We start from the raw sequence: 21,535 nt of genomic DNA, 5'->3' as shown, positions 1-21,535 counted from the left end.
CACATGGCCTCCACACCCTCTCCCCCGGTAGCGGACAACTCACCGTCGACCGATCCGCGGCAGCGCAGGCGCGAGCAGCGCGGCTGGTACACCTACGACTGGGCCAACCAGGTGTTCATCACCTCGGTGGTCACCGTGCTCATCGGCCCCTACCTGTCCGGGCTGGCCTGCGCCGAGGCCGGAGCGGGCGGTGACTGCACCCAGCCCGGCCTGGCGCTCTACCCGCTCGGGGTCGAGTGGTTCAGCGTGCACCCGAACTCGCTGCACCCCCTGGTGACCACGGTCGCCGGGCTCATCCTGCTGGTGATGCTGCCCGTCGTGGGGGCGCTGGCCGACCACACCCAGCACAAGAAGAGCTGGCTGCTCGCGCTCGCCACCCTGGGCTCGCTGTGCGTGAGCGCGATGTACTTCACCAGCGACTACCAGCTCGTGGTGCTGCTGTTCATCCTGGGCAACACCTTCTACGGCATGTCACTGGTGGTGTTCAACGCCTTCCTGCCGGAGATCGCCACCGCCGACGAACGCAACCGCGTGTCGGTGACCGGGTGGGCGATGGCCTACCTGGGGGGCGGACTCCTGCTGGCCGCGCACATGGGGCTGCTGGCCTCCACCGACGCCCTGGGCATCGACGAAGGCCACGCCGTACGCATCGCCTTCGCTTCGGTGGGCGTGTGGTGGCTGCTGTTCTCGATCGTCGGCATCCGCGTGCTGCGCAACCGCTACGGCAAACTCGCCGCCGAACCCGGACCGCCCAAGCTGGGCGCCTCGCTGAAGCAGTACTGGCGCACCCTGCGCGAGATGGGCAAGTACCGCAACACCCTGCTGTTCCTGATCGCGTTCGTGCTGTTCAACAACGGCATCCAGGCCGTCATCTACTTCGCGGGCAGCTTCGCCAGCCAGGACCTGGGCCTGTCCCTGGCGGTCCTGAGCGCCACCATCCTGCTCATCCAGTTCGTCGCCTTCGCGGGCGCGCTGCTGATGGGCTGGATCGGCCGCCGCTTCGGCACCAAGAACACCGTGCTCGCCAGCCTGGTCGTCTGGTGCGGGCTGGTCACCTGCGGCTACTACCTTCCGCCGGGCGACCCGGTGCTGTTCCTACTGCTGGGCGCGGGCATCGGCATGGTCCTGGGCGGCACCCAGTCGCTGGCCCGGGCACTGTACTCGCTGCTCATCCCGCGCGGCCGCGAAGCGGAGTACTTCAGCCTCTTCCAGCTGGCCGACCGGGGCTCGGTGCTGCTGGGCGCCGCCTCGATCACCCTGGTGGTCAACCTGACCGGCGGGTTCCGCACCGCGATCTTCTCCCTGGTGGTGTTCTTCGTCATCGGCGGGATCCTGCTGTGGCGCACCAACCTCAAGGAGGGGATCGAGGCGGTCGGCAACAAGGTGCCCGCCAACCTCTGATCCGCGCTCCGGTCCGGGATCCCCGCGCTCTCGCGCTCCCGACCCGCACGTGCGAAAACGTCGTCGGCCCCCGCGATACTTGGGGCCGACGACGTTCGCTTTTTCTCCACGGGAGGTGTGGTGCGGGTTCTGCACGGGGTGTGGTCCAGGGACACACTGGTGCTCTGGGGCGAGGGCGAACACGACGGTGAAGCCCTGGCGGGGGCGCACCCCTTCGCCGCAAGCCTTGCGGAGCTGCGCGGGGTAGCCGCCAAGGCCGGGATCGTGCCCGGATCCCCCGACGGCGCCGCGTCGGTGCTCGTCCTGCCCGGCACCGCGGCCTCCCCCGCGCCCTCCGACTCCACCGACACGGCGCCCGCCGTGCTCCGGCCCTGGCGGGTGCCGTCTCTGGCGCTGTCCGCGGCCCAGGCCGACACCCTGCTCACCGTGCTCGACGGCCTCCCCGTCACAGCGGGCCCCGCCCTGACCCACCTGCGGGCGGTACACGCCTTCGCCGAACGGCTCGTCCTGGCCGGGGGCGTCCTGCCCGACCTGGTCGGACAGCCGCCCCACGCCCGCTGGCGGCCCGCCCCGCTGGACACCGCCGAGTCCCACCTGGCGGCGCTCACCGAAACCCTGCCCGCCGCGGCCACCGCCCACCTGGATCCGCGCGAACGGGGCGATGCCGCCCGCGTCTGCGTGCTGGCCCCGCTGGAGCTGCTCACCGACGCCGCCGCCCGCCGTCTGGCCACCGCCCCGAAGCGGCACTCCCCCAGCGCCGGTGCCGACGCGGGCGACCCGGGCACGGCCCACGACCCCGAAACCACACCCGCCGCACGGCTGGCGGACGCGCTCACCGGGCAGCGCACCCGGGTGGACGACGGCACCGCCCAGGCGCTGCGCGGCCCCCTGCGCCAATGGCGCTCCCGGGTGCGCGGCGGCGGCCGGGCCCAGCTGCTGTTCGTACTGCGCGAGCCCGAACCCGAGAGTTCCCGGGGCGGCCCCCGTCCCTGGACCGTGGAGTTCTGGGTACGCTCCACCACCGACCCCGGTCTGCGCCTCCCCCTGGAACGGGTCTGGCTCGGCGAGGGCGCCGCCTGGCTGCCCGAGGACGTGGGCACCACCGCCCTGGCCGACCTGCGCCGCGCCGTACGCCACCTGCCCGCCCTCCGGCGGGCCCTGGGAGACCTGGCACCGGCCCGGCTCACCCTGGACACCGCGGGGGCACAAGCCTTCGTGGGCGGTGCCGCGGCCCGGCTGACCTCGGCGGGGTTCGGGGTGGTCCTGCCCGAGTGGAGCGGGCGCGGCGCCCTCGAACTGCGGATGACGGTGAAGGAGGAGCCGAAGAAGCGCGGGCGCGGCGGTGTCGGCCCCACCGACCTCGTGGACGTCTCCTTCGAAGCGCTGCTGCGCGGTCCCGGCTCCGGCGAGCCCCTGGCCGCCGAAGAGCTGGACGAGCTCGCCGAGCTGGCCCGGCTCAAGCGCTCCCTGGTGCGGGTGCGCGGCCGGTGGATGGAGATGGACCCCGAACGGGTCGAGGCCGCCCTGGAACTGATGCGCCGCAGCGGCGGCGGACGCGGGCGGATGCGCCGCGAGGAGGCGCTGCGCGCGGCGATCGGGGCCGCGCAGACCCCGCTGCCGGTGGCGGACGTGGTGGCGGACGGCCCGCTGGGCGCCCTGCTCGACGGCGGGGCCAAGGCCGGACCCCGCCCCATGGGCACCCCGCCCGGTTTCGAGGGGAAGCTGCGCCCCTACCAGGACCGGGGTTCGGCCTGGCTGCGGTTCCTGGGCGAGCTGGGGCTGGGCGCGGTGCTCGCCGACGACATGGGGCTCGGCAAGACCGTGCAGCTGCTGGCCCTGCTCACCGACGAACGCGCGCAGGCCCCCGCTCCCGGGCCCACCCTGCTGGTGTGCCCGGTCTCCCTGGTGGGCAACTGGCGGCGCGAGGCGGAGAAGTTCGCTCCGGGGCTGCGGGTGCACGTCCAGCACGGCCCGGACCGGCCGAGCGGCAACGACCTGGCCCGGATCGTGGGCGCCTGCGACCTGGTGGTCACCACCTACGGGGTGGTGGCCCGGGATGCGGACGAGCTCTCGGGGATGCCCTGGCACCGAGTGGTCTGCGACGAGGCCCAGGCGCTGAAGAACCACTCCACCCGGCAGGCACGGGCGGTGCGCTCGCTGCCCGCGGCGACCAGGATCGCGCTCACCGGCACCCCGGTGGAGAACAACCTGGGCGAGCTGTGGTCGGTGATGGAGTTCGCCAACCCCGGGCTGCTGGGCACGGCGGCCGACTTCCAGCGCGCGGTGGCCGACCGGGCCGAGGCCGAGGAGGGCGCGGGAGAGGGCACCGACCTGGTGCGTCGGCTGACCGGTCCGTTCGTGCTGCGCCGCCTCAAGACCGATCGCTCGATCATCGCGGACCTGCCGGAGAAGCAGGAGATGCGCACCTGGTGCACGCTCACCCCCGAGCAGGCCTCGCTGTACAAGGCGGTGGTGGACGACATGGCCGAGCGCATGGCCGAGGCGGACGAGAAGGAGCGCAAGGGGCTGGTGCTGGCGACCATGTCGCGGCTCAAGCAGATCTGCAACCATCCGGCCCAGTTCCTGGGAGACGGCTCGGTGCTGTCGGGCAGGTCCGGCAAGCTCGACCGGCTGGAGTCGATCCTGGGCGAGGCCGTGGCCGAGGGCGACAAGGCGCTGTGCTTCACGCAGTACGCGCGCTGGGGCGAGAGGCTGGCGCCCTACCTGCGTTCCAGGCTGGGAGTTCCGGTGCTGTGGCTGCACGGCGGCACGTCCCGGGCCGACCGCGAGCGGATGACCGATCACTTCCAGGCGGTGTCGGGTCCGGTGGTGTTCCTGCTGTCGTTGAAGGCGGCCGGGACCGGGCTGAACCTGACCGCGGCCAACCACGTCGTGCACGTGGACCGGTGGTGGAACCCGGCGGTGGAGAACCAGGCCACCGACCGCGCCTTCCGGATCGGACAGCGCCGGGACGTGCAGGTGCGCAAGCTGGTGTGTGTGGGCACGGTGGAGGAACGGGTCGACGAGATGATCGAACGCAAGAGCGCGCTGGCCGACGGCGCGGTGGCCACCGGGGAACAGTGGCTCGGCGCACTGTCGGTGGAGGATCTGCGCGAGGTGGTGCGGTTGGCGCCGGAGGCGGTGTCGGGATGAGCTGGTCGGAGCTGGTCGGCGAGGCCTTGGGCGGTCCCGGTGAGCGCCCGGGCGCCGCCGCCGTGGAACGGTTCTCGGTGCGGCCCGGCGAGGTGCTCGCCCGGGTGCGGGGGCACGAGGTGAGCCTGATCCGCGCGGTGTGGGCCGACGAGGAGTGGGTCCGGGTATGCGCGGCGCTGGCCTCGCAGCCGCTGTTCCGGGCACGGCTGCTCTCCGGTGAACTGCCCGACGCCGCGGCCCGGGTGTTCGGGCTGCTCGGCCTGGACCTGGTGCCGCGCGGCTGGGGCGCACTGGTGGCGACCTGCTCCTGTGACCACTGGCGGGGGCGGTGCGCGCACCTGTTGGCGACCGCCGCCGCGCTGGGCGCCGAGGCCGACCGCGACCCCTTCGTCCTGACCCGCTGGGCGGGCCGTGAACGGCGGACGCTGGTGGAACTGGTCAGGGACCTCCCCTCCGGAACAAAGGGACCTTCGGCTCGAGAAGCGGCTTTGGCCGACGATCACCCCACACGTCTTTCCGAAGAACACCCCGGAGCTGGCGATGGCGTTTTAGCCGCCCAGGCACAAACAGCGGATCCCCTTTCCCCGGCGGCCTTCTGGTCAACCCCCGAACCTCCCCCTCCACCGCTCCTGCCCGCGGACACCGCGGACCGCGTCAGGGCCGCAGCGCCAGGCCATGTCGCCGATCACCTGCCCGGTTTCGACCGTTCCGAGAAGCCCTTTTCGACACGCGAAGAGGACCCGTGAAGTATCCGCTTGGTTTTCTTGTGGAAAACGCCGGTAAGCGCACCGAAACATGGTTACGATTCGACTGGATACGACCCCGCACGATCTAGTCCTGATTGGTACCTCTCCTTATGGCCGATCGCTTCCCCCCCCACATCGACATGGACACTCCGAGCATCGCTCGGATGTACGACTACCTACTGGGAGGAAAGGACAACTTCGCGGCGGACCGGAATGCCTGCGAGGTACTCGCCGCGGGGATCCCCGAGCTGGTCTCCTTCGCCAGGGACAACCGGGCCTTCCTCGGACGCGCGGTCGAGTACGTGAGCGGCCGGGGGGTGGAGCAGTTCCTCGACCTCGGTGCGGGACTGCCCACCGGGGAGAACACCCACCAGGTGGCGCAGAGGGCCAACCCCGGGGCACGGGTGCTCTACGTGGACCACGACCCCATCGTGCTGGCCCACGGCAGGGCACTGGTCGCCGACAGCTCCGGGACCGCCTTCCTGATGGCCGATATGCGCGACACCGACCTCATCCTCGGCTCCCCCGAGGCGCAGGGGCTGATCGACCCCGATCTGCCGGTCTGCGTCATGCTGGTCTCCCTGCTGCACTGTCTGCCCGACGAGTCCGACCCCTTCGGCCTGGTGCGCGACCTGATGGGTCGGCTGGCCCCCGGGTCCTGCGTGATCTTCTCCCACATCGTCTCGGACGACACCGCGGCGGCCGCCTGGATGACCGACAAGATCCTGTCCTTCGGCACCCCGTGGGGTCGGGTGCGCAGCCCGGAGGAGGCCTCCCAGGTCTTCGCCGGACTGGAGCTGGTCAGCCCCTGGACCGACGGCCGCGACCAGGGCCCCCGTGCCGTGGACTGCAGCACCTGGCGCCACCCCGACCGGGATCCGGTGGCCCGTCCCAAGGAAGCGGACGTCAAACGCTGGGAACTGGCCGGAGTGGCCTTCAAACCCTGACGCACCCAGAGCAAGAGGGCCCGCACGGCCAGCAGGCAGCGGCCGGGCCAGGCGCAGGGCTGGTAGCGGCCGGGGCGAAAGAGGTCGCGGCAGTCGGTGCCGGGCTTACAGCAGTCGGTGGATCTCGGGGTTGGAGTCGGCCTCGGCCATCCGGGCGAAGGTTCCGTGCTCGGCGACCTCGCGGGCGGCCGCCAGGGCCGCGGTCAGCGCCGAGCGCGACAGCCCCGACCCCAGGCTGACCCGCCGCGCGCCCAGGTCACCCAGCTCCGCCACCGACATCTGTGCCGCGGCCCCCGCCGCCAGGACGTTGACCGGCCGCTCCACTGAGGCGCACACGGTTCGGACGGCATCGGCGTCCGGCAGCCCGGGCGCGAACAGCACGTCCGCTCCGGCCTCCTCGAAGGCGCGCAGGCGGCGGACCGTGTCCTCGAGGTCCGGGCGGCCGTACAGGAAGTTCTCCGCCCGGGCGGTGAGCGTGAACGGGAAGGGCAGTGCCCGCGCCGCCTCCGCGGCGGCGCGGACCCGCTCCACCGCGAGCCCGAACTCGTGGATCGGGGCGTCGGGGTCGGCGGTGGTGTCCTCGATCGAACCACCGACGACCCCCGTCCCGGCCGCCTCCCGCACAGTCCGAGCCACCTCCTCGGGGCTGTCGGCGAACCCGTTCTCCAGGTCCGCCGAGACCGGCAGGTCCGTGGCGGCCGCGATCGCCGCGGCGTTGCCCAGGGTCTGCTCCCGGCTGACCAGCCCGGCGCCGTCCCGGTGTCCCAGGGAGTGCGCGAGCCCGGCGCTGGTGGTGGCCAGGGCGGTGAACCCGAGCCCCGCCAGCAACCGGGCCGTCCCGGCGTCCCAGGCGTTGGCCACCACGAAGGCGCCCGGCCCCCGGTGCAGCTCCCGGAAACGCTCCCCGCGCTCACGCAGAGCCTGTTCGGTGTTGTCCATGGGTTCCTTCCAACGCCGCGTGCTCCGCGGCCGAACATCGACGGCATTCGTTCAGGTGTTCGAGAACCACGTTACCGGGCAGGGCGGTCCCTGTCCGGCGAATCGGCAGACTCCCCGGTCCTCCTCGGGCCCGAACCGCCTCCCGCCGTCTCCAGGGTCAGGCGGGGGTGTCCTCGTCGAAGACCGCCTGGGCGATGGCGAAGGCCTTGTTCGCGGCCGGGACACCGCAGTAGACGGCGGCCTGGAGGAAGACCTCGCCGACCTCGTCGGGGGTCAGGCCGTTGCGCAGGGCCGCGCGCACGTGCATGGCCAGCTCGCCCCAGTGGCCGTGGGCGACCAGAGCGGTGAGCACCATGCAGCTGCGGGTGCGCCGGTCCAGGCCGGGGCGGGTCCAGACCTCACCCCAGGCGTAGCGGGTGATGAGGTCCTGGAAGGGTTCGGTAAAGGCGGTCTTGCGGGCTTCGGCGCGGTCCACGTGGGCGTCGCCGAGCACATCGCGGCGTACCCGCATCCCGGCTTCGTGGCGGTCGGCGGCGGCGAGGTGCTGGGTGATGAGCGTGTTGACCCGCGCGGCCTGTTCCCAGGACAGCAGGTGGGCGGCGCCCTGGAGTACCGCGAGCCGGGCTCCGGGAACGCGTTCGGCGATCAGCGCACCGTGGGGGTCGGGCGGGGTGGAGGGGTCCTCGGCCCCGGCGACGACCAGGGTGGGCGCGGTGATCCTGTGCAGGTCATCGCGGGTGTCGTGGTGCTCGATGGCGCCGCAGCAACCGGCGTAGCCCTCATCCGGGGTGTCCACGATCTGGTCGCGCAGGCGGGTGACCTCGTGGGGATGCGCGGCGGCGTAGTCGGGGGTGAACCAGCGTTCCACCACGGCGTCGGCCAGGGCCGCGGTGCCCTTGTCACGGGCCAGGGCGGCCCGGTCGCGCCAGTTCTGGGCGGGGCCCATGTACGGCGAGGTGGCCAGCAGGACGAGGTGGTCCAGGCGTTCGGGGGCGTTGATCGCCAGCCACTGGCCGACCATGCCGCCGATGGACAGGCCCGCGTAGTGGGCGCGCTCGATGCCGAGCCGGTCGAGCAGAGCCAGGACGTCCCCGCCCAGGTCGACCATGCTGTAGGGGCCCTCGGGGGCAGGCGAGCGGCCGTGGCCGCGCAGGTCCACGCGGATCACCCGGAAGACGGTGGACAGCGCCTCGACCTGGGGTTCCCACATCCCGACGGTCGAGCCGAGGGACCCGGCGAGCACCAGGGGCGGCGCGTCCGCGGGTCCGCTCACGACGTGGTGGAGGTCAACGCTCATCGGTTCCTTCTTCTGTGTCGTTGGGGCCGGTTGCTGTGTCGGCGGGGCCGGTTTCCGTACCGGTGGGACCGGCAAACGTTCCAGCGCGGCTGGCCGCTGTACCGGTGGGACCTGCCTGGCCGGTTCTACCCGTGACCCGGTCAGTGAACACCGGAGCGGCGCCGAGGTAGTCGGCGGGGTCGAGCAGGGCGCTGATGCGCTCGCGGGTGCGCAGGACCCGCAGGTGCTCGGCCAGTACCTCGACGGGGTCGCGCCCCTGGTCCACGGCTTCCCGGCAGGCGTCGGTGACCCTGCGGTGGGCTTCCAGCCGACCGAGCTCGGGGGCCAGGTCGGTGGTGAGGCGTTCGCTCAGGGCCAGTCCGCGGGTCAGGTCCAGGTTGGCGCGCATGCGGTCGGGGTGCACGCGCAGGCGCTGGACGCTCACGCGCAGCCAGGAGACCGCTGAGCCGGTGCGCCGCAGCAGGTCGGTGAGGGGGAGCCACTCGGCGTGCCAGGCCCCGGCGGCGCGCTGGTGTTCCTGGATCTGCGCGGCGAACAGGGTGGCGACCAGTCCGGGGGCCTGGCGGGCGGCGGCCAGGGCGCTGACGGCGGCGACCGGATTGCGTTTGTGCGGCATGGTGGAGGACCCGCCGACCCCGCCGCCGCCTTCCTCGGTGAGTTCGCCGACCTCGGTCTGGGTGAGCAGGACGACGTCCTGGGCGGTGGTTCCGACCGCTCCGCAGACCCGGCCCAGAGCGGCGGCGATCTCGGTGACACGGCCGCGCTCGGTGTGCCAGGGCAGCAGGGGTTCGGGGAGTCCGAGGCGTTCGGCGAAGGCGGCGGCCACGGCCAGGGCGGGTGATCCCGGAGAAGCACGCGTTCTCGGGGGAGGTGGGGCTCCGTGGGTAGCCGGGGACTCCTGGGGAGCGAGAGCTTCAGAGGATGAGTGGGGTTCGGGAGGTGCCTGGGACTCCAGGGAGGCGAGGGTCCCCACGGCGCCGCCGAGTTGGGCGGCCAGGTGGTGGGTGAGCACGTCCTCGAGCCGCTCCGCCGCCCCGGTGAGCCCTGCGGCCCAGCCCGCGGCGACGGCACCGAAGGTGGTGGGCAGGGCCTGCTGGAGCAGGGTACGACCGGGCATGGGTGTGGTGCGGTGGTGGTCGGCCAGGCCGTGCAGGTCGGTGGTGAGCGCGCACATTTCGGTGTGCAGGGCTCGACCGGCCCGGCGGACCAGGAGCATGGCGGCGGTGTCCATGATGTCCTGGCTGGTGGCCCCGCGGTGGACGTGGCGGGCGGCCTCGGGATCGGTCTCGTGCACGTGTGCGGTGAGCTGTTTGACCAGGGGGATCACGGGATTGCCGCCGTCCTCGGCCGCCCGGCCCAGGGCGGCCGGGTCGAAGCGGTCGACCTGGCAGGCGGCGGCGATGGTCTCGGCCTGCCGGTCCGTGACGTGACCGCTCACCACCAGCGCCCGGGCGAGGGCGGCCTCGGCGTCGAGCAGGGCCTGGAGCCAGGCGCTGTCGTCGGTGAGCGGTCCCAGGGGACCGTGGTTGAGAACACCGTCGAACAGGCCGGTCATAGATGGTTCCTTGTCTTGCTCAGGGGCGGGCTCGCTCGGCCGCGGGCAGCCGACGGCGCGACGGGCACCCGCGGTCGGGGCGGACGTCGGGGATTCAGACGTCGAAGAAGACGGTCTCCTGCTCTCCCTGGAGGCGGATGTCGAAGCGATAGCCGTCCTCCTCCCGGCCGGCGACGAGGGTGGCGCGGGCGGCCGGGTCCTCGATGGAGCTCAGGACGGGGTCGGCCGCGTTGGCCGCCTCCTCCTCGGGAAAGTACAGGCGGGTGACGACCCGGTGCATCATGCCGCGCGCGAAGACGGAGATGTCGACGTGCGGTGCCTGGTCGCCGGTGGGCCCGGGGAGCGGGCCGGGTTTGAGGGTGAGGATCGCGTAGGAGCCCGAGGCGTCCGTGGGACAGCGTCCGAAGCCGCGAAAGCCCGGCAGTTCGCGAGCACCCCGGGGGTCGTCGGGGTGGTCGAAGCGACCGTCGGGGTCGGCCTGCCACGTCTCGACGAGGGCGTCGGTGACGGGGGCGCCCGCGCCGTCGTAGACGGTGCCGCGCAGCCAGAGCGCGCCGGGTGTGTCCTCGGCGACGGCGAAGGGGCCGTCCGGCCAGGGCAGGCCGATGTGCAGGTAGGGGCCCACCGTCTGGGACGGGGTGGTGGGGACCGCGGTCTGGTTGCCGTGAGCGCTCACTCGTCCTCCTCCAGGACCTCTTCCTCGGACTCGAACGGGGTCTGTTCGCGTCCGCGCAACACGATGTCCCACTTGTAGGCCAGGGCCCACTCGGGTTCGGTGGACTCGTAGTCGAAGCGGGCCAGCATGCGTTCGCGGGCCCTGTCGTCGGGGACCGACTGCCACATGGGGTCCTGGAAGAACAACGGGTCGTCGGGGAAGTACATCTGGGTGACCAGGCGCTGGGTGAAGGCCCGCCCGAACAACGAGAAGTGGATGTGGGCGGGGCGCCAGGCGTTCTGGTGGTTCTTCCAGGGGTAGGCGCCCGGCCGGACGGTGACGAACCGGTAGCGCCCCCGGTCATCGGTGAGGACCCGTCCGACCCCGGTGAAGTTGGGGTCCAGCGGGGCGGGCCAGTTGTCGCCGGTATGGCGGTAGCGGCCGGCGGCGTTGGCCTGCCAGACCTCCACCAGGCTGTGCGGGACCGGGCGGCCGTCGCTGTCGCGGACCTGGCCGTGCACGAGGATGCGCTGGCCCTGGGGTTCGCCCTCGTGCTGGCGGGTGAGGTCGTGGTCGTCGGGGCCGAGGCGGTCCTGTCCCAGTACGGGTGAGGTGATCTCGGTGAGCATGTGCGGCAGGAGGGTGAGCGGGCGCTTGGGGTGGCGCAGCGCGGTGCTCCTGTACCCGGGGTAGTCCAGCGGCGGGTGGGTGCTGTGGTCGCGGACGTAGCCGGGGACGTGGAGCCCGGAGGTGGTGGACATGCGGTGCTTCCTTTCGGAGCGTCGGAGCGGGCCCCGGGACGGTCGGGGCCCGCGGCTGGGGACATCGGTCACGCGTTGTCAGGCGTGTGCCTTCGGGCGTGCGGCCTCAGGCATGCGGCATCAGGCGTGCAGGACGACGGCCAGGCCCTGGCCTACCCCGATGCACAGGGCGGCCAGCCCCCATCCTCCGCCCCGGCGGCGCAGCTCGTGGGCGAGCGACCCCAGTACACGCGCCCCGGAGGCGCCGAGCGGATGACCGATGGCGATGGCTCCGCCGTTGGGGTTGACGATGTCGGGGTCCAGCCCCTTCCATGCGCGCACGCACGCCAGGGACTGGGCGGCGAAGGCCTCGTTGAGTTCGACGGCGCTCAGGTCGCCCCAGCCGATCCCGGCGCGTTCGAGGGCGATTTCCGCGGCGCGGACCGGGCCGATGCCGAACACGTCGGGATCCACCCCGGCCACGCCCCGGCTGACCACGCGGGCCAGGGGTTCCAGGCCGGTGGCCTTGGCCGCCGCCGCGTCGCCGAGCAGCAGGGCCGCGGCGCCGTCGTTGAGGGGTGAGGCGTTGCCCGCGGTGATGGTGCCGTCGTCGCGGAAGGCCGGCTTGAGCCCGGCGAGCTTGTCGGGTGAGGTCTCGCGGATGCTCTCGTCGCGGTCCAGGCGGGCGCCCTCGACCTGGACGATCTCGGCGTCGAAGGTGCCTTCGGCCCAGGCCCGTGCGGCTTTGGTGTGGCTGGCCAGGGCGAAGGCGTCCTGGTCCGCCCGGCTGACGCCGTGTTGACCGGCCAGGCCCTCGGTGCTCTCGCCGAGGGAGAGGGTCCACTTCTGGGGCATGCGCGGGTTGACCATGCGCCAGCCCAGGGTGGTGGAGTGCAGGGTGGCGTTGACGGCGGGGAAACCCTTGGCGGGTTTGGGCAGCACCCAGGGGGCCCGGCTCATGGACTCCGCTCCCCCGGCGATGACCAGGGAGGCGTCGCCGGTCTGGATGGCGCGAGCGCCCTGGATGGCGGCTTCCATGCCGGAGCCGCAGAGCCGGTTGACCGTGGTGCCGGGGACGGTGGTCGGCAACCCGGCCAGGAGGGTGGCCATGCGGGCGACGTTGCGGTTCTCCTCGCCCGCGCCGTTGGCGTTACCGAGGACGACTTCGTCGACGGCGGCCGGGTCGAGGCGGGGCGCGCGCTCGGCGAGGGCGCTGATGACGTGCGCGGCGAGGTCGTCGGGGCGGGTTCCGGAGAGGGCGCCGCCGTACTTGCCGAAGGGGGTGCGGACGGCGTCGAGGACGTGGACGTCGGTCACCGTGGGCCTCCTGGGTTCGAGGGGTGTGGATCCGTAACGCGGGCCCGTCGGGCGGGCTCCGGGGCGACCCCGGCACCATTACCTAACAGTGTTAGGTACTGTATCGGGCCAGGCGCCCGACCCCGGTCCGCCTCGGCTCGGATCCGTGCCGTGACCCCGACGGCTCCCGCGTAGGGCGCATCGCTCAGGCCGCCCCGGTGAGGGAGCGGAGCACGGAGAGCTCGGCGCCGGTGGGGTCCGGGGTCCGCGCGAGGTCGTCGCTGATCCGCAGGTCCCAGCCGGTGGCCTCGCGTACCGCCGCCACCTCCACGCCCGGGTGCACGCCCACCAGCGTGAGTTCGCGGGTCCGCGGATCGGGTTCGAGCACGCCGAGGTCGGTGATGACCCGGACCGGACCGGATCCGGTCAGCCCGAGCCGTTCGCGGTCACCGGAGCCGGACCCGTGACCCACCGAGGTCACGAAGTCCACCTTGTCCACGAACGCACGGCGGCTGTGCCGCATGATCACGACCACCTCACGGCAGGAGGCGGCGATCTCGGGGGCGCCGCCCGCTCCGGGCAGGCGCACCTTGGGGTCGTCGTAGTCACCGATGACGGTGGTGTTGATGTTGGCGTACCGGTCGATCTGGGCGGCGCCCAGGAACCCGACGTCGATGCGTCCGGCCTGGAGCCAGTAGTTGAAGACCTCCGGGACGGAGACCACGGCGTCGGCGGTGTCGGCGAGGATCCCGTCTCCGATGGAGAGCGGCAGGTGGTCGGGGGTCGCGCCCAGGGTGCCGGATTCGTAGATCATCCACAGGTCGGGAGCGTGGGTGCGGCTGGCCACGTTGGCGGCGGTGCTGGGCAGGCCGATGCCGACGAAGCAGGCCATCCCGTCGCGTAGCGAGCGCGCCGCGGTGACGGTCATGATCTCGTCGGACGTCCAGGTCACGGTGGTCACGTGCCTCTCCCAGCGGGTTCGGGGTCACCGGCGTCCGGGGCGGCGGACGCCGTGGGGGTCGAGGTGGTCGGAGCGGCCCCGGAGAGCACGGCGGCCGTGGAACCGGACTCGGTCGAGGTGAGTTCGGCGAGCCAGGCGGTGAAGGCCTCGCGGTTCCGGCCGATCGTGTCCCAGGCCTTGTAGGCGGCGTTGTCGCGCTCGTAGTAGCCGTGCGCGTAGGAGGGAGCGGCGCCACCGGGGACCACACTCACCGCGTCCACGACCCGGCTGGGCAGGATCACCTGTCCGGGAACGGGGTCCAGGGCGTCCACGACCTCCTCCACGGTGACCAGGACCCGGTCGGCGGCCAGGGCGGCCTCCTTCTGAATGCCGACGATGCCCCACAGCTGCACGTTGCCCGCGGTGTCCGCGCGCTGGGCGTGGATCACGGTGACATCGGGGTTGAGCGCGGGGACGGCGGCCAGCTCCTGACCGGTGAAGGGGCAGGAGACCGTCTTGATGTTGGGGTTGTGCTCGACCAGGTCGGTGCCTCTGTAGCCGCGCAGGACCGCGAAGGGCAGCCCGGAGGCGCCCGCGACGTAGCGGTTGGCCATCCCGGCGTGGCTGTGCTCCTCGATCTCCAGCGGGCCGGGCCAGGAGGCGGCGACCGCGTCGCGGAAGCGGTGCAGCGAGCCCACGCCGGGGTTGCCGCCCCAGGAGAACACCAGTCTGCGCGCGCATCCGGCGCCGATGAGCTGGTCGTAGACGATGTCGGGCGTCATCCGGACCAGCGTGAGGCCGCGCAGGCCCTGCCGGATGATCTCGTGCCCGGCCGCCACGGGGATGAGGTGGGTGAACCCTTCCAGGGCGACGGTGTCCCCGTCGTGGATGAGCTGCCGAACCGCCTCGTCCAGGGGCACGGCCATGGTGACCCTCCCGTTCGTATAGCGAATGAATGTTCACAGTGCGAACAACTGGATATGACGGTAGCGCCGATCACAGGAAGGGTCAAGGCATGCCCCGACTGTTCGGTATGAGAACATCTCGATGACCAAGCCACGCCGCGACACGGCCCCACCTTCTGCCCCCGAATCTGGAAGGCATCATGACCACCGAAGACGCCCCCGACCGCGGAGCCCACTTCGTTCAGTCCCTGGAAAGGGGACTCATGGTCGTCCGCGCCTTCTCGGCCGATCACCCGTCGATGACGCTCAGCGAGGTCGCGCGCGCCACCGACCTCACCCGGGCCGCAGCCCGGCGCTTCCTGCTGACCCTGGTGGACCTGGGATACGTGCGCACCGACGGCCGCATGTTCTCCCTGACCCCGCGCGTCCTGGAGCTCGGCTACGCCTACGTGGCCTCCGCCGGGCTGCCCGACGTCGCCCAGCCGCACCTGGAGGACCTGTCCGCCCGGGTGCGCGAGTCCGCCTCGGTTTCGGTCATGGAGGGCGACGACGTCCTCTACGTCGCCCGCGTGGCCACCTCGCGGATCATGGCCGTGTCCATCGCCGTGGGAACCCGCTTCCCCGCCTCGACCACCTCGATGGGCCGGGTCCTGATCGCGGGATACGACGACACCGAGCTCACCGCCTACCTGGACCGGGTGGAGCTCAAGCCACTGACCCGGTTCACCATCACCGACACCGCCGACCTGCGCGCGGAGATCCTGCGCGTGCGCGAACAGGGCTACGCGATCGTCGACCAGGAACTGGAGGAGGGCCTGCGCTCGCTGGCCGCGCCCATCCGCGACGACAGTGGCCGGGTGATCGCCGCGGCCAACGTGTCCGCGCACGCCAACCGCTCCTCCATCGATGACGTGCGCCGCGACCTGCTCCCCGCGCTCCTGGAGACCACGGCCCGCATCGAGGCCGATCTCGCCTCCGTCGCCCGCCGCGACCCCTCCCGCTGACCGGGGAGGGCCGGCCGGACCTCGGGCCCGGTTTCGGCCCCCTTTTTCGAAGATGATCTTGCTACCAGGGGCAAGTTCGGCGCCGAACTTGCCCCTGGTAGCAAGATCATCGGGGGTGAGGGGGGGTTGGAAGCAGCGGACACCCCCCAGGTGCGGGTGACGGACACCCCGGCTGGCCCGGGGCCAAGGGCCCCAGCGCTGAACTCCACCCTCGCCACCGGGGGTCCGATGGCACGCGTGACCGGCCGCGACACGCAACCCGGTCCCCGCGCAGGTGAGGAGCCCGCTGCCGTCGCTGCCGCTTTCCCGTCCGGGGTAGTGAGCGGCCGCGACACGGCCAGCCGCTGGGCTCCGGGCTGGGGAGGGCTCCGGCCGAAGTCCGGGGCAGTTACCGTTGCCGTTGGTAGTTACCGTTGGGCCGTTGGGCCCCTTTGGGGCCCGTCTACCACCCCGGACCGGAGAACGAGCCGGATCAGGTTCCGGGCAGAGCCCTCCCGCTCTCGCGTCCCCCGTTCTCCCGCGCGGCGCGGACCCGGTGGCGGCGGACGGCGTCGCGGTTTCCGCAGACCGACGAGCAGTACCGCTGGCGGCCGTTGCGGGAGAAGTCGGCGTACACGTGCGTACAGTCCCGGGCGGCGCAGCGGCCCAGGCGGCTCATACCCCGACCGGTCAGGTGCAGGGCGGTGCCGACCGCGACCAGCGCGGCGATCTGCCGGTGGGCGGGTAGATCGTCGGGCCGGTAGTGCAGGTGCCAGCCGGTGCCCGCGTGGTCGGTCAGCCTCGGCGGCCCGGAGTACTCCGCGAGGAGGGCGTTGAGCCGCGCGGCGCGAGTGGGCTCGTCCGGGCTGTCGATGACCTCGGCCCAGCCGATCAGGAAATCGCGGACGGCGGCCAGGTCCGCCTCCCCCACCGCGCGCTCCAGGAGGAACCCGGCCCCGGCGCAACGCTGTTCCAGGTCGGCGGTGTCCGCGCACGGGCGGTTCACCAGGTCCACCGCGAGGGCCAGGGGATCCTGTCCGTAAGGGTTCAGGTGCATGAATCCATTACACCAGGCAGGACTCACCCCCGGACGCCGATCCCCCGCTCCAGGGTGCGCACCACCGTGGGGGCCACGGAGTGCCGGGGCATGTGCCCGCGTTCGGCCCGCTCCAGCCCGGTGAACACCAGGGCCCACAGGACCTGGACCACCCAGTTGGGGTCGGCGTCGGGGTCGAACGCCCCTTCCCGCTGCCCGCGCTTGACCAGGTCGGTGAGGATAGCGGGCTCAGGGTCGGTACCGGACGGGGCGTCGTCGAAGGCCTCGTTGGCGGTGTCACCGAAGGCGAAGGTCACCCAGTCACCCGCCTCCACGTGCGCGGCGACCACCCGCCGCATGGCCTCCAGCGCCGGCCCCTCCTCCACCGCGGCCTCGTCCATCGCCCGGCCGATCTCCGAGAGCGCCTCCTGGTAGGTGGCGGCCAGCAGTTCCTCGCGCTCGGGGAAGTAGCGGTGCAGGGTACTGCGACCCACCGCGGCCGCCTCGGCGACCATCGAAAGCGGGGCGTTGCGGTCATGGGCCAGGACGGTGGCGGCCGCGCGCAGGATCGCACTGCGGGTCCTGGCGCGCACCCCCACCCTCGGGTTCTCGGTGCTCGTCATGGCGCCAACCTATCGTCCGCACCAAAACGGGGGAGTTCAGACTCTTTATGAGACATGCATGTCCCATTATGATTTAATGAAACCCCATCAACTCGACGAGAGGACCCCGAACCATGCGCATCCTGGTGACCGGAGCGAGCGGAACCGTCGGCTCCGAAGTGGTCCCGCGCCTTCTGGAGCGCGGAGCCGCCGTCCGCGCGCTCAGCCGCGACCCGGCCAACCGGGTCTTCCCCGAGGGCGTGGAAGCCGTCGCGGGCGACCTCGACCGACCCGAGAGCCTCGAAGGCGCCTTCGACGGCGTGGAGGCGGTCATGCTCTACCCGCACCCCGAGACGGCCGAGGAGGTCGTGGCGCGGATCAGGGCGGCCGGGACCCGGCGTATCGTGCTGATGTCCTCGGCCTCCGTGGAGACCGACCCCGAGGCCGACACCTCCGACAACTTCGGCCATCAGCACCACCGCCCGGTGGAGGAGGCCGTGGAGCGCTCGGGACTGGAGTGGACACACCTGCGCGGAGGCGAGTTCATGGTCAACGACCTGGACTCCTACCCGGACTCCGTCCGCGCCGAGGGCGTGATCCGCGCGCCCTACGGCGACAACCCCGGGGTCCCCGTGCATGAGGCCGACATGGCCGACATGGCGGTGGCCGCCCTGGTGGAGGACGGCCACCACGGCCGGGCCTACGAGGTGACCGGCCCCGAGCACATCACCCCGGCTGAGCGAGCCGCGGTGATCTCACGGGCCCTGGGCCGCGAGATCACCTTCGAGCACCTGACCACGGCCCAGGCCCGTGAGATGTGGATCTCCCAAGGTGTGCCGCTCGAGATCTGCGACTGGCTGCTGTGGGAGCCCGATCCCGAGGACAGCACCGGGTGGGCCGCGGACGAGTTCGTGTCCAAGGACTACGAGCGGGTGATCGGCCGCCCCGGGCGCACCTACGCCCAGTGGGTCGCCGACCACCTGGACGCCTTCCGGTAATACCCGGCGAGCACTCGGGCAGGACGGTGCCGAAGGCCTCCCGGCGGCCGATGGCGCCGCGGACGCCCCGCACGAACTCGCGGTCGGCCGGCACCGGTGAGTCCGGGTTCGGGTGGCCCTGAACGGGATACCGGGGTCGGGCCGGGCCGCGACGCCGAATCGGCCGCCCTCAAGGCGCCCCTCGCCCCAGGGCGCGAACCGGGCACCTTGCGCGCCCCGGCGGTGCCTGGAATCCTGCCGTCCCGGCCGGAGGGGCGACACGGAGCGGCGGACACCGGCCGCCCCGGTCGAGCTGGCACCATGGCACAGACCCGGCCGCCGTGCCGCAGTGGAAGGAAAACAGTGACCGACGCACACAGCACACCCCACATCGCCGAGCAGGCGGGAACCCTCCTCCTCGGAGGCGACCTACCCGTCCACCGCCTGGGGTTCGGAGCCATGCGGATCGTCGGTGAAGGGGTGTGGGGCCCGCCCCGCGACCGGGACGAGGCCCTGGCCGTACTGCGCCGGACCGTCGAGCTCGGAATCAACTTCATCGACACCGCCGACTCCTACGGCCCGCAGATCAGCGAACAGCTCATCCGCGAGGCGCTGTACCCCTACGCCGACGACCTGGTCATCGGCACCAAGGCCGGGTTCGTGCGAACCGGTCCCGCGCAGTGGCACCGGCTGGGCCGCCCCGAGTACCTCAGGCAGCAGGTGGAGGTGAGCCTGCGCAACCTCGGTGTGGAGCGGATCGACCTGATGCAGCTCCACCGCATCGACCCCGAGGTGCCGCTGGCCGACCAGCTCGGCGCCCTCGTGGAGCTCCAGGGCGAGGGCAAGGTCGGTCACATCGGACTGAGCGAGGTGAGCGTGGACGAACTGTCGGCGGCCCGCGCCATCACCCCGATCGCCTCGGTACAGAACCAGTACGCGCCGTCCTTCCGCCAGTCCGAGGACGTCTTGGAACAGTGCGAGAAGGACGGGATCGCCTTCCTGCCCTGGGCCCCGGTGGGCCGGGGCGAGATGGCCGCGGCTGACTCCCCGCTGGCCGCGATCGCCGCCGAGCACGGGGTGAGCCCGGTTCAGCTCGCACTGTCCTGGCTGCTGCACCGCTCCCCCGTGATGCTGCCGATCCCGGGCACCTCACGGGTGGCCCACCTGGAGGAGAACACGGCGGCCGCCGCGGTACGCCTTTCCCCCGAAGAGGTCGAGCGGATCAGTCAGCTGCTGTCCTGAGCGAGCGCGAACCGTGCGTCCGGATCCGGGGCCGGATCCGGCCCCGGGCGCACGCCGCCGCGGCACGGGCAACCCCGGCCCCCGGGAACCGGGGCCCTCGCTCAACGCATATAGACACCCGCGCGGGCGGCCACGGCGGCCGCCCGCGCACAGCGTTCGGCGGTGGCCTCGTCCAGGGGGTGGCCGCTGGCGAGCAGCCGGTAGTACAGGGGCGCGGAGACCGCGCGGATGACCTCGCGGGCGTCGGTTCCCTCGGGCAGGTCGCCCCGCTCCACCGCCTGCTCCACGCAGGGCGCCCACTCGCTGATGCGCACCTCGTAGAAGCGGTGCAGGGCCCGGGCGGTGCGTTCGTCGCAGGTGGCGGCGGCGATGATCGCTTTGAACAGGCGCCCCTGGCGGGGGTGGGCCAGGGTCTCGCGGACCAGCCGGGCGTTGGCGAGCAGGTCCTTGAGCAGCGACCCGGTCTCGACCCTGGGCTGTGACTGCTCGGCCATGTCCTGGAGCAGGTCGGCCACCAGGGCGGGAACCGTTCCCCAGCGGCGGTAGACGGTGGTCCGGCCGACCCCGGCCCTGCGGGCGACATCGGTCAGGTCCAGGCCGTCCATGCCGCTCTCGGCGAGCGCGTCGCCCGCGGCGGCCAGTACGGCGGCGCGCACCCGGGCGGTCCGGCCGCCCGGACGCGTACTCCCGGGTTCCCCTGCCTGCACCATGAAGGGACTCCCATTCCGTTAACGGTTCTCTTCTGCTAGCCTACGCGCCGTAATAACGGGATTTTCGTGCTATTAGCTCTGGCGTGCCATGCGCTACCGACATCTGGGCGCCAGCGGCCTGCGCGTCCCCGAACTCAGCCCGAACACCGGCACCTTCGGAGGCAGCGGCCCCCTGTTCGGGGAGTGGGGCACCACCGGCCCCGAACAGGCCCGACAGCCGGTGGACCGATGCCTGGACGCCGGAGTGCCCCCGTTCGACAGCGCCGACGCCTCCTCCGACGGCGCGGCCGAGGAAGTCCTGGTCCAGGCCCTAAGGGGTCGCCCCTGCCCGAGCGCAACCGTCCGCACCGCACCCGCGGCCCGGACCGCCGGTGGTCGAGGAGCTGCTCCCCGACGTGGTTGACGTGCTCTCGAAGGTGACCGCCGAGAACGTGCGGACCGTGCCACAGGTGTGGATCCACTGGCTGTCGCGACGGCCCGCGGGGGCTTCGGTGAACACACGACCGGCCATACACCCGGCCACGCGGACGCGACCCGCCGGAGGAGCCCTCCGAGGGGTCGCGTCCGCGCGGCCGTCAAGCTGTGTGCCAGCACCCTTGGTCGCGTGGCCGCGTCCTCAGTGCGGCCATGCCGCCCGGTGCGGCCGTGTTCCCCGCGCGGCTTTGCCCCCTACGCGACGCGGCTGTCGTGGCAGCCGCGGCCCCCGGGTTCAGCTGGGACGCAGACGGAACACCTGCAAGCGCATGTCGTAGTACTTCTCGGTTTCGCCGACCCACTCCATACCGAGTCTGCGCGCGACGGCGATCGCCCGCTCGTTGCGCGGCCGTGCGACCGCGAACACCTCCTCGATCCCCTGTTTGAACGCCCAGCTGATGATGGCCTGGCTCGCCTCGGTGGCGTAGCCCTGACCCCACACGTCCGGGCGCAGCGCCCAGGTCAGCTCGAAGTCCTCCTCGAAGGGCGGAAGCAGCTTCAACGACAGCCCTCCCACCAGTTGTCCGTCTTCCTTACGGACGATCGCCCAGCGCCCGGCGGGCGGGATCAGGTTCGGTCCCGCCTCGATCCAGGCGTGGAGCACCGAGCGCATCGCGCTGATGTCGGTTACCGGTTGCCACTCCGGCGTCAGCCAGTGCGCGACCTCCTCGGCCCCGTAGATCTGCAGGGCCGCATCGGCATCGCCCAGCTCCCACTCCCTGATCAGGAGTCGTTCGGTTGGCAGCTCAAGGCTCATACCACAACGGTAACCCGAGAGAAACCACCAGGACAGGGGGGTACCTCATGAGTCTGGGCTCGCGTGCGCCGGGGCCTTTCAGCCTCCGGGGCCACCGGAATCCCTGACGGGGCTGGGCTGCGCAGATTCCGTCGAACGCAAGATCAATACGTAAAAACTTTCGCGATCACGCCTGATTCT

General features: G+C 72.2%; 20 protein-coding genes. 8 read left to right on the top strand and 12 right to left on the bottom strand.

Going from position 1 to position 21,535, the window contains the following annotated elements:
- Positions 1-3 precede the first annotated feature (3 nt).
- From HNR07_RS06010 to HNR07_RS05995, 4 genes are all read left to right on the top strand, one after another.
- Positions 4-1,401, top strand: coding sequence for an MFS transporter (locus tag HNR07_RS06010; protein WP_184362968.1), 1,398 nt, complete (start codon positions 4-6; stop codon positions 1,399-1,401).
- 120 nt (positions 1,402-1,521) lie between these two features.
- Positions 1,522-4,554, top strand: a complete 3,033-nt coding sequence (locus tag HNR07_RS06005) for an SNF2-related protein (protein ID WP_184362965.1) — start codon at positions 1,522-1,524, stop codon at positions 4,552-4,554.
- Positions 4,551-5,300 (top strand): hypothetical protein, encoded by a 750-nt coding sequence (locus HNR07_RS06000; protein WP_184362962.1) that lies wholly within the window; start codon positions 4,551-4,553, stop codon positions 5,298-5,300. The genes HNR07_RS06005 and HNR07_RS06000 overlap by 4 nt, the downstream gene beginning before the upstream one ends.
- A 110-nt stretch (positions 5,301-5,410) precedes the next feature.
- Entirely contained in the window at positions 5,411-6,247 is an 837-nt protein-coding gene (locus HNR07_RS05995) for an SAM-dependent methyltransferase (protein ID WP_184362959.1), read from the top strand.
- Positions 6,248-6,352: 105 nt separating this feature from the next.
- Here the strand turns inward: HNR07_RS05995 and HNR07_RS05990 are convergent, their stop codons facing one another.
- From HNR07_RS05990 to HNR07_RS05955, 8 genes are all read right to left on the bottom strand, one after another.
- A complete protein-coding gene (locus HNR07_RS05990) occupies positions 6,353-7,186 on the bottom strand; it encodes an isocitrate lyase/PEP mutase family protein (protein ID WP_184362955.1) in 834 nt (277 codons plus the stop codon).
- A 157-nt stretch (positions 7,187-7,343) separates the two neighbouring features.
- Entirely contained in the window at positions 7,344-8,483 is a 1,140-nt protein-coding gene (gene pcaDC / locus HNR07_RS05985; protein ID WP_184362951.1) for a bifunctional 3-oxoadipate enol-lactonase/4-carboxymuconolactone decarboxylase PcaDC, read from the bottom strand.
- Positions 8,473-10,038 (bottom strand): 3-carboxy-cis,cis-muconate cycloisomerase, encoded by a 1,566-nt coding sequence (gene pcaB, locus HNR07_RS05980; protein ID WP_184362948.1) that lies wholly within the window; start codon positions 10,036-10,038, stop codon positions 8,473-8,475. The genes pcaDC and pcaB overlap by 11 nt, the downstream gene beginning before the upstream one ends.
- Before the next feature lie 94 nt (positions 10,039-10,132).
- A complete protein-coding gene (pcaG, locus tag HNR07_RS05975) occupies positions 10,133-10,714 on the bottom strand; it encodes a protocatechuate 3,4-dioxygenase subunit alpha (protein WP_184362945.1) in 582 nt (193 codons plus the stop codon).
- Positions 10,711-11,454 (bottom strand): protocatechuate 3,4-dioxygenase subunit beta, encoded by a 744-nt coding sequence (pcaH, locus tag HNR07_RS05970; RefSeq protein ID WP_184362941.1) that lies wholly within the window; start codon positions 11,452-11,454, stop codon positions 10,711-10,713. The genes pcaG and pcaH overlap by 4 nt, the downstream gene beginning before the upstream one ends.
- Before the next feature lie 120 nt (positions 11,455-11,574).
- Entirely contained in the window at positions 11,575-12,750 is a 1,176-nt protein-coding gene (locus tag HNR07_RS05965) for a thiolase family protein (RefSeq protein WP_184362938.1), read from the bottom strand.
- Positions 12,751-12,934: 184 nt separating this feature from the next.
- Positions 12,935-13,690: a CoA-transferase subunit beta gene (locus HNR07_RS05960; protein WP_184362935.1), complete on the bottom strand. Its 756-nt coding sequence runs from the start codon at positions 13,688-13,690 to the stop codon at positions 12,935-12,937.
- Positions 13,687-14,595: a CoA transferase subunit A gene (locus tag HNR07_RS05955; protein WP_184362932.1), complete on the bottom strand. Its 909-nt coding sequence runs from the start codon at positions 14,593-14,595 to the stop codon at positions 13,687-13,689. Before HNR07_RS05955 ends, HNR07_RS05960 begins: the two co-directional genes overlap by 4 nt.
- A gap of 179 nt (positions 14,596-14,774) precedes the next feature.
- Here HNR07_RS05955 and HNR07_RS05950 point away from each other — a divergent pair, with 179 nt between their 5' ends.
- Entirely contained in the window at positions 14,775-15,578 is an 804-nt protein-coding gene (locus tag HNR07_RS05950) for an IclR family transcriptional regulator domain-containing protein (protein ID WP_184362929.1), read from the top strand.
- 472 nt (positions 15,579-16,050) lie between these two features.
- Here the strand turns inward: HNR07_RS05950 and HNR07_RS05945 are convergent, their stop codons facing one another.
- Both HNR07_RS05945 and HNR07_RS05940 read right to left on the bottom strand, forming a co-directional pair.
- Positions 16,051-16,614, bottom strand: a complete 564-nt coding sequence (locus HNR07_RS05945) for a CGNR zinc finger domain-containing protein (RefSeq protein ID WP_184362927.1) — start codon at positions 16,612-16,614, stop codon at positions 16,051-16,053.
- Positions 16,615-16,637: 23 nt separating this feature from the next.
- Positions 16,638-17,216, bottom strand: a complete 579-nt coding sequence (locus HNR07_RS05940; RefSeq protein WP_184362924.1) for a TetR/AcrR family transcriptional regulator — start codon at positions 17,214-17,216, stop codon at positions 16,638-16,640.
- 113 nt (positions 17,217-17,329) lie between these two features.
- On the opposite strand from HNR07_RS05940, the gene HNR07_RS05935 reads away from it, so the two are divergent.
- A complete protein-coding gene (locus HNR07_RS05935) occupies positions 17,330-18,193 on the top strand; it encodes an NAD(P)H-binding protein (RefSeq protein WP_184362921.1) in 864 nt (287 codons plus the stop codon).
- Positions 18,194-18,535: 342 nt separating this feature from the next.
- A complete protein-coding gene (locus HNR07_RS05930; RefSeq protein ID WP_184362918.1) occupies positions 18,536-19,414 on the top strand; it encodes an aldo/keto reductase in 879 nt (292 codons plus the stop codon).
- Positions 19,415-19,515: 101 nt separating this feature from the next.
- Here the strand turns inward: HNR07_RS05930 and HNR07_RS05925 are convergent, their stop codons facing one another.
- Entirely contained in the window at positions 19,516-20,124 is a 609-nt protein-coding gene (locus tag HNR07_RS05925) for a TetR-like C-terminal domain-containing protein (protein WP_184362916.1), read from the bottom strand.
- 88 nt (positions 20,125-20,212) lie between these two features.
- Here HNR07_RS05925 and HNR07_RS05920 point away from each other — a divergent pair, with 88 nt between their 5' ends.
- On the top strand, positions 20,213-20,527 hold the full coding sequence (locus tag HNR07_RS05920; protein WP_246420138.1) for an aldo-keto reductase family protein: 315 nt from the start codon (positions 20,213-20,215) through the stop codon (positions 20,525-20,527).
- A gap of 306 nt (positions 20,528-20,833) precedes the next feature.
- On the opposite strand, the gene HNR07_RS05915 is transcribed toward HNR07_RS05920, so the two are convergent.
- Positions 20,834-21,355, bottom strand: a complete 522-nt coding sequence (locus HNR07_RS05915) for a GNAT family N-acetyltransferase (RefSeq protein WP_184362913.1) — start codon at positions 21,353-21,355, stop codon at positions 20,834-20,836.
- Positions 21,356-21,535 lie beyond the last annotated feature (180 nt).

This window comes from Nocardiopsis metallicus (assembly GCF_014201115.1).
Taxonomy (GTDB): Bacteria; Actinomycetota; Actinomycetes; order Streptosporangiales; family Streptosporangiaceae; genus Nocardiopsis; species Nocardiopsis metallicus.
The sequence above is the reverse complement of the archived record's forward strand: the minus strand, read 5'-3'. Positions and strand labels throughout refer to the sequence as shown.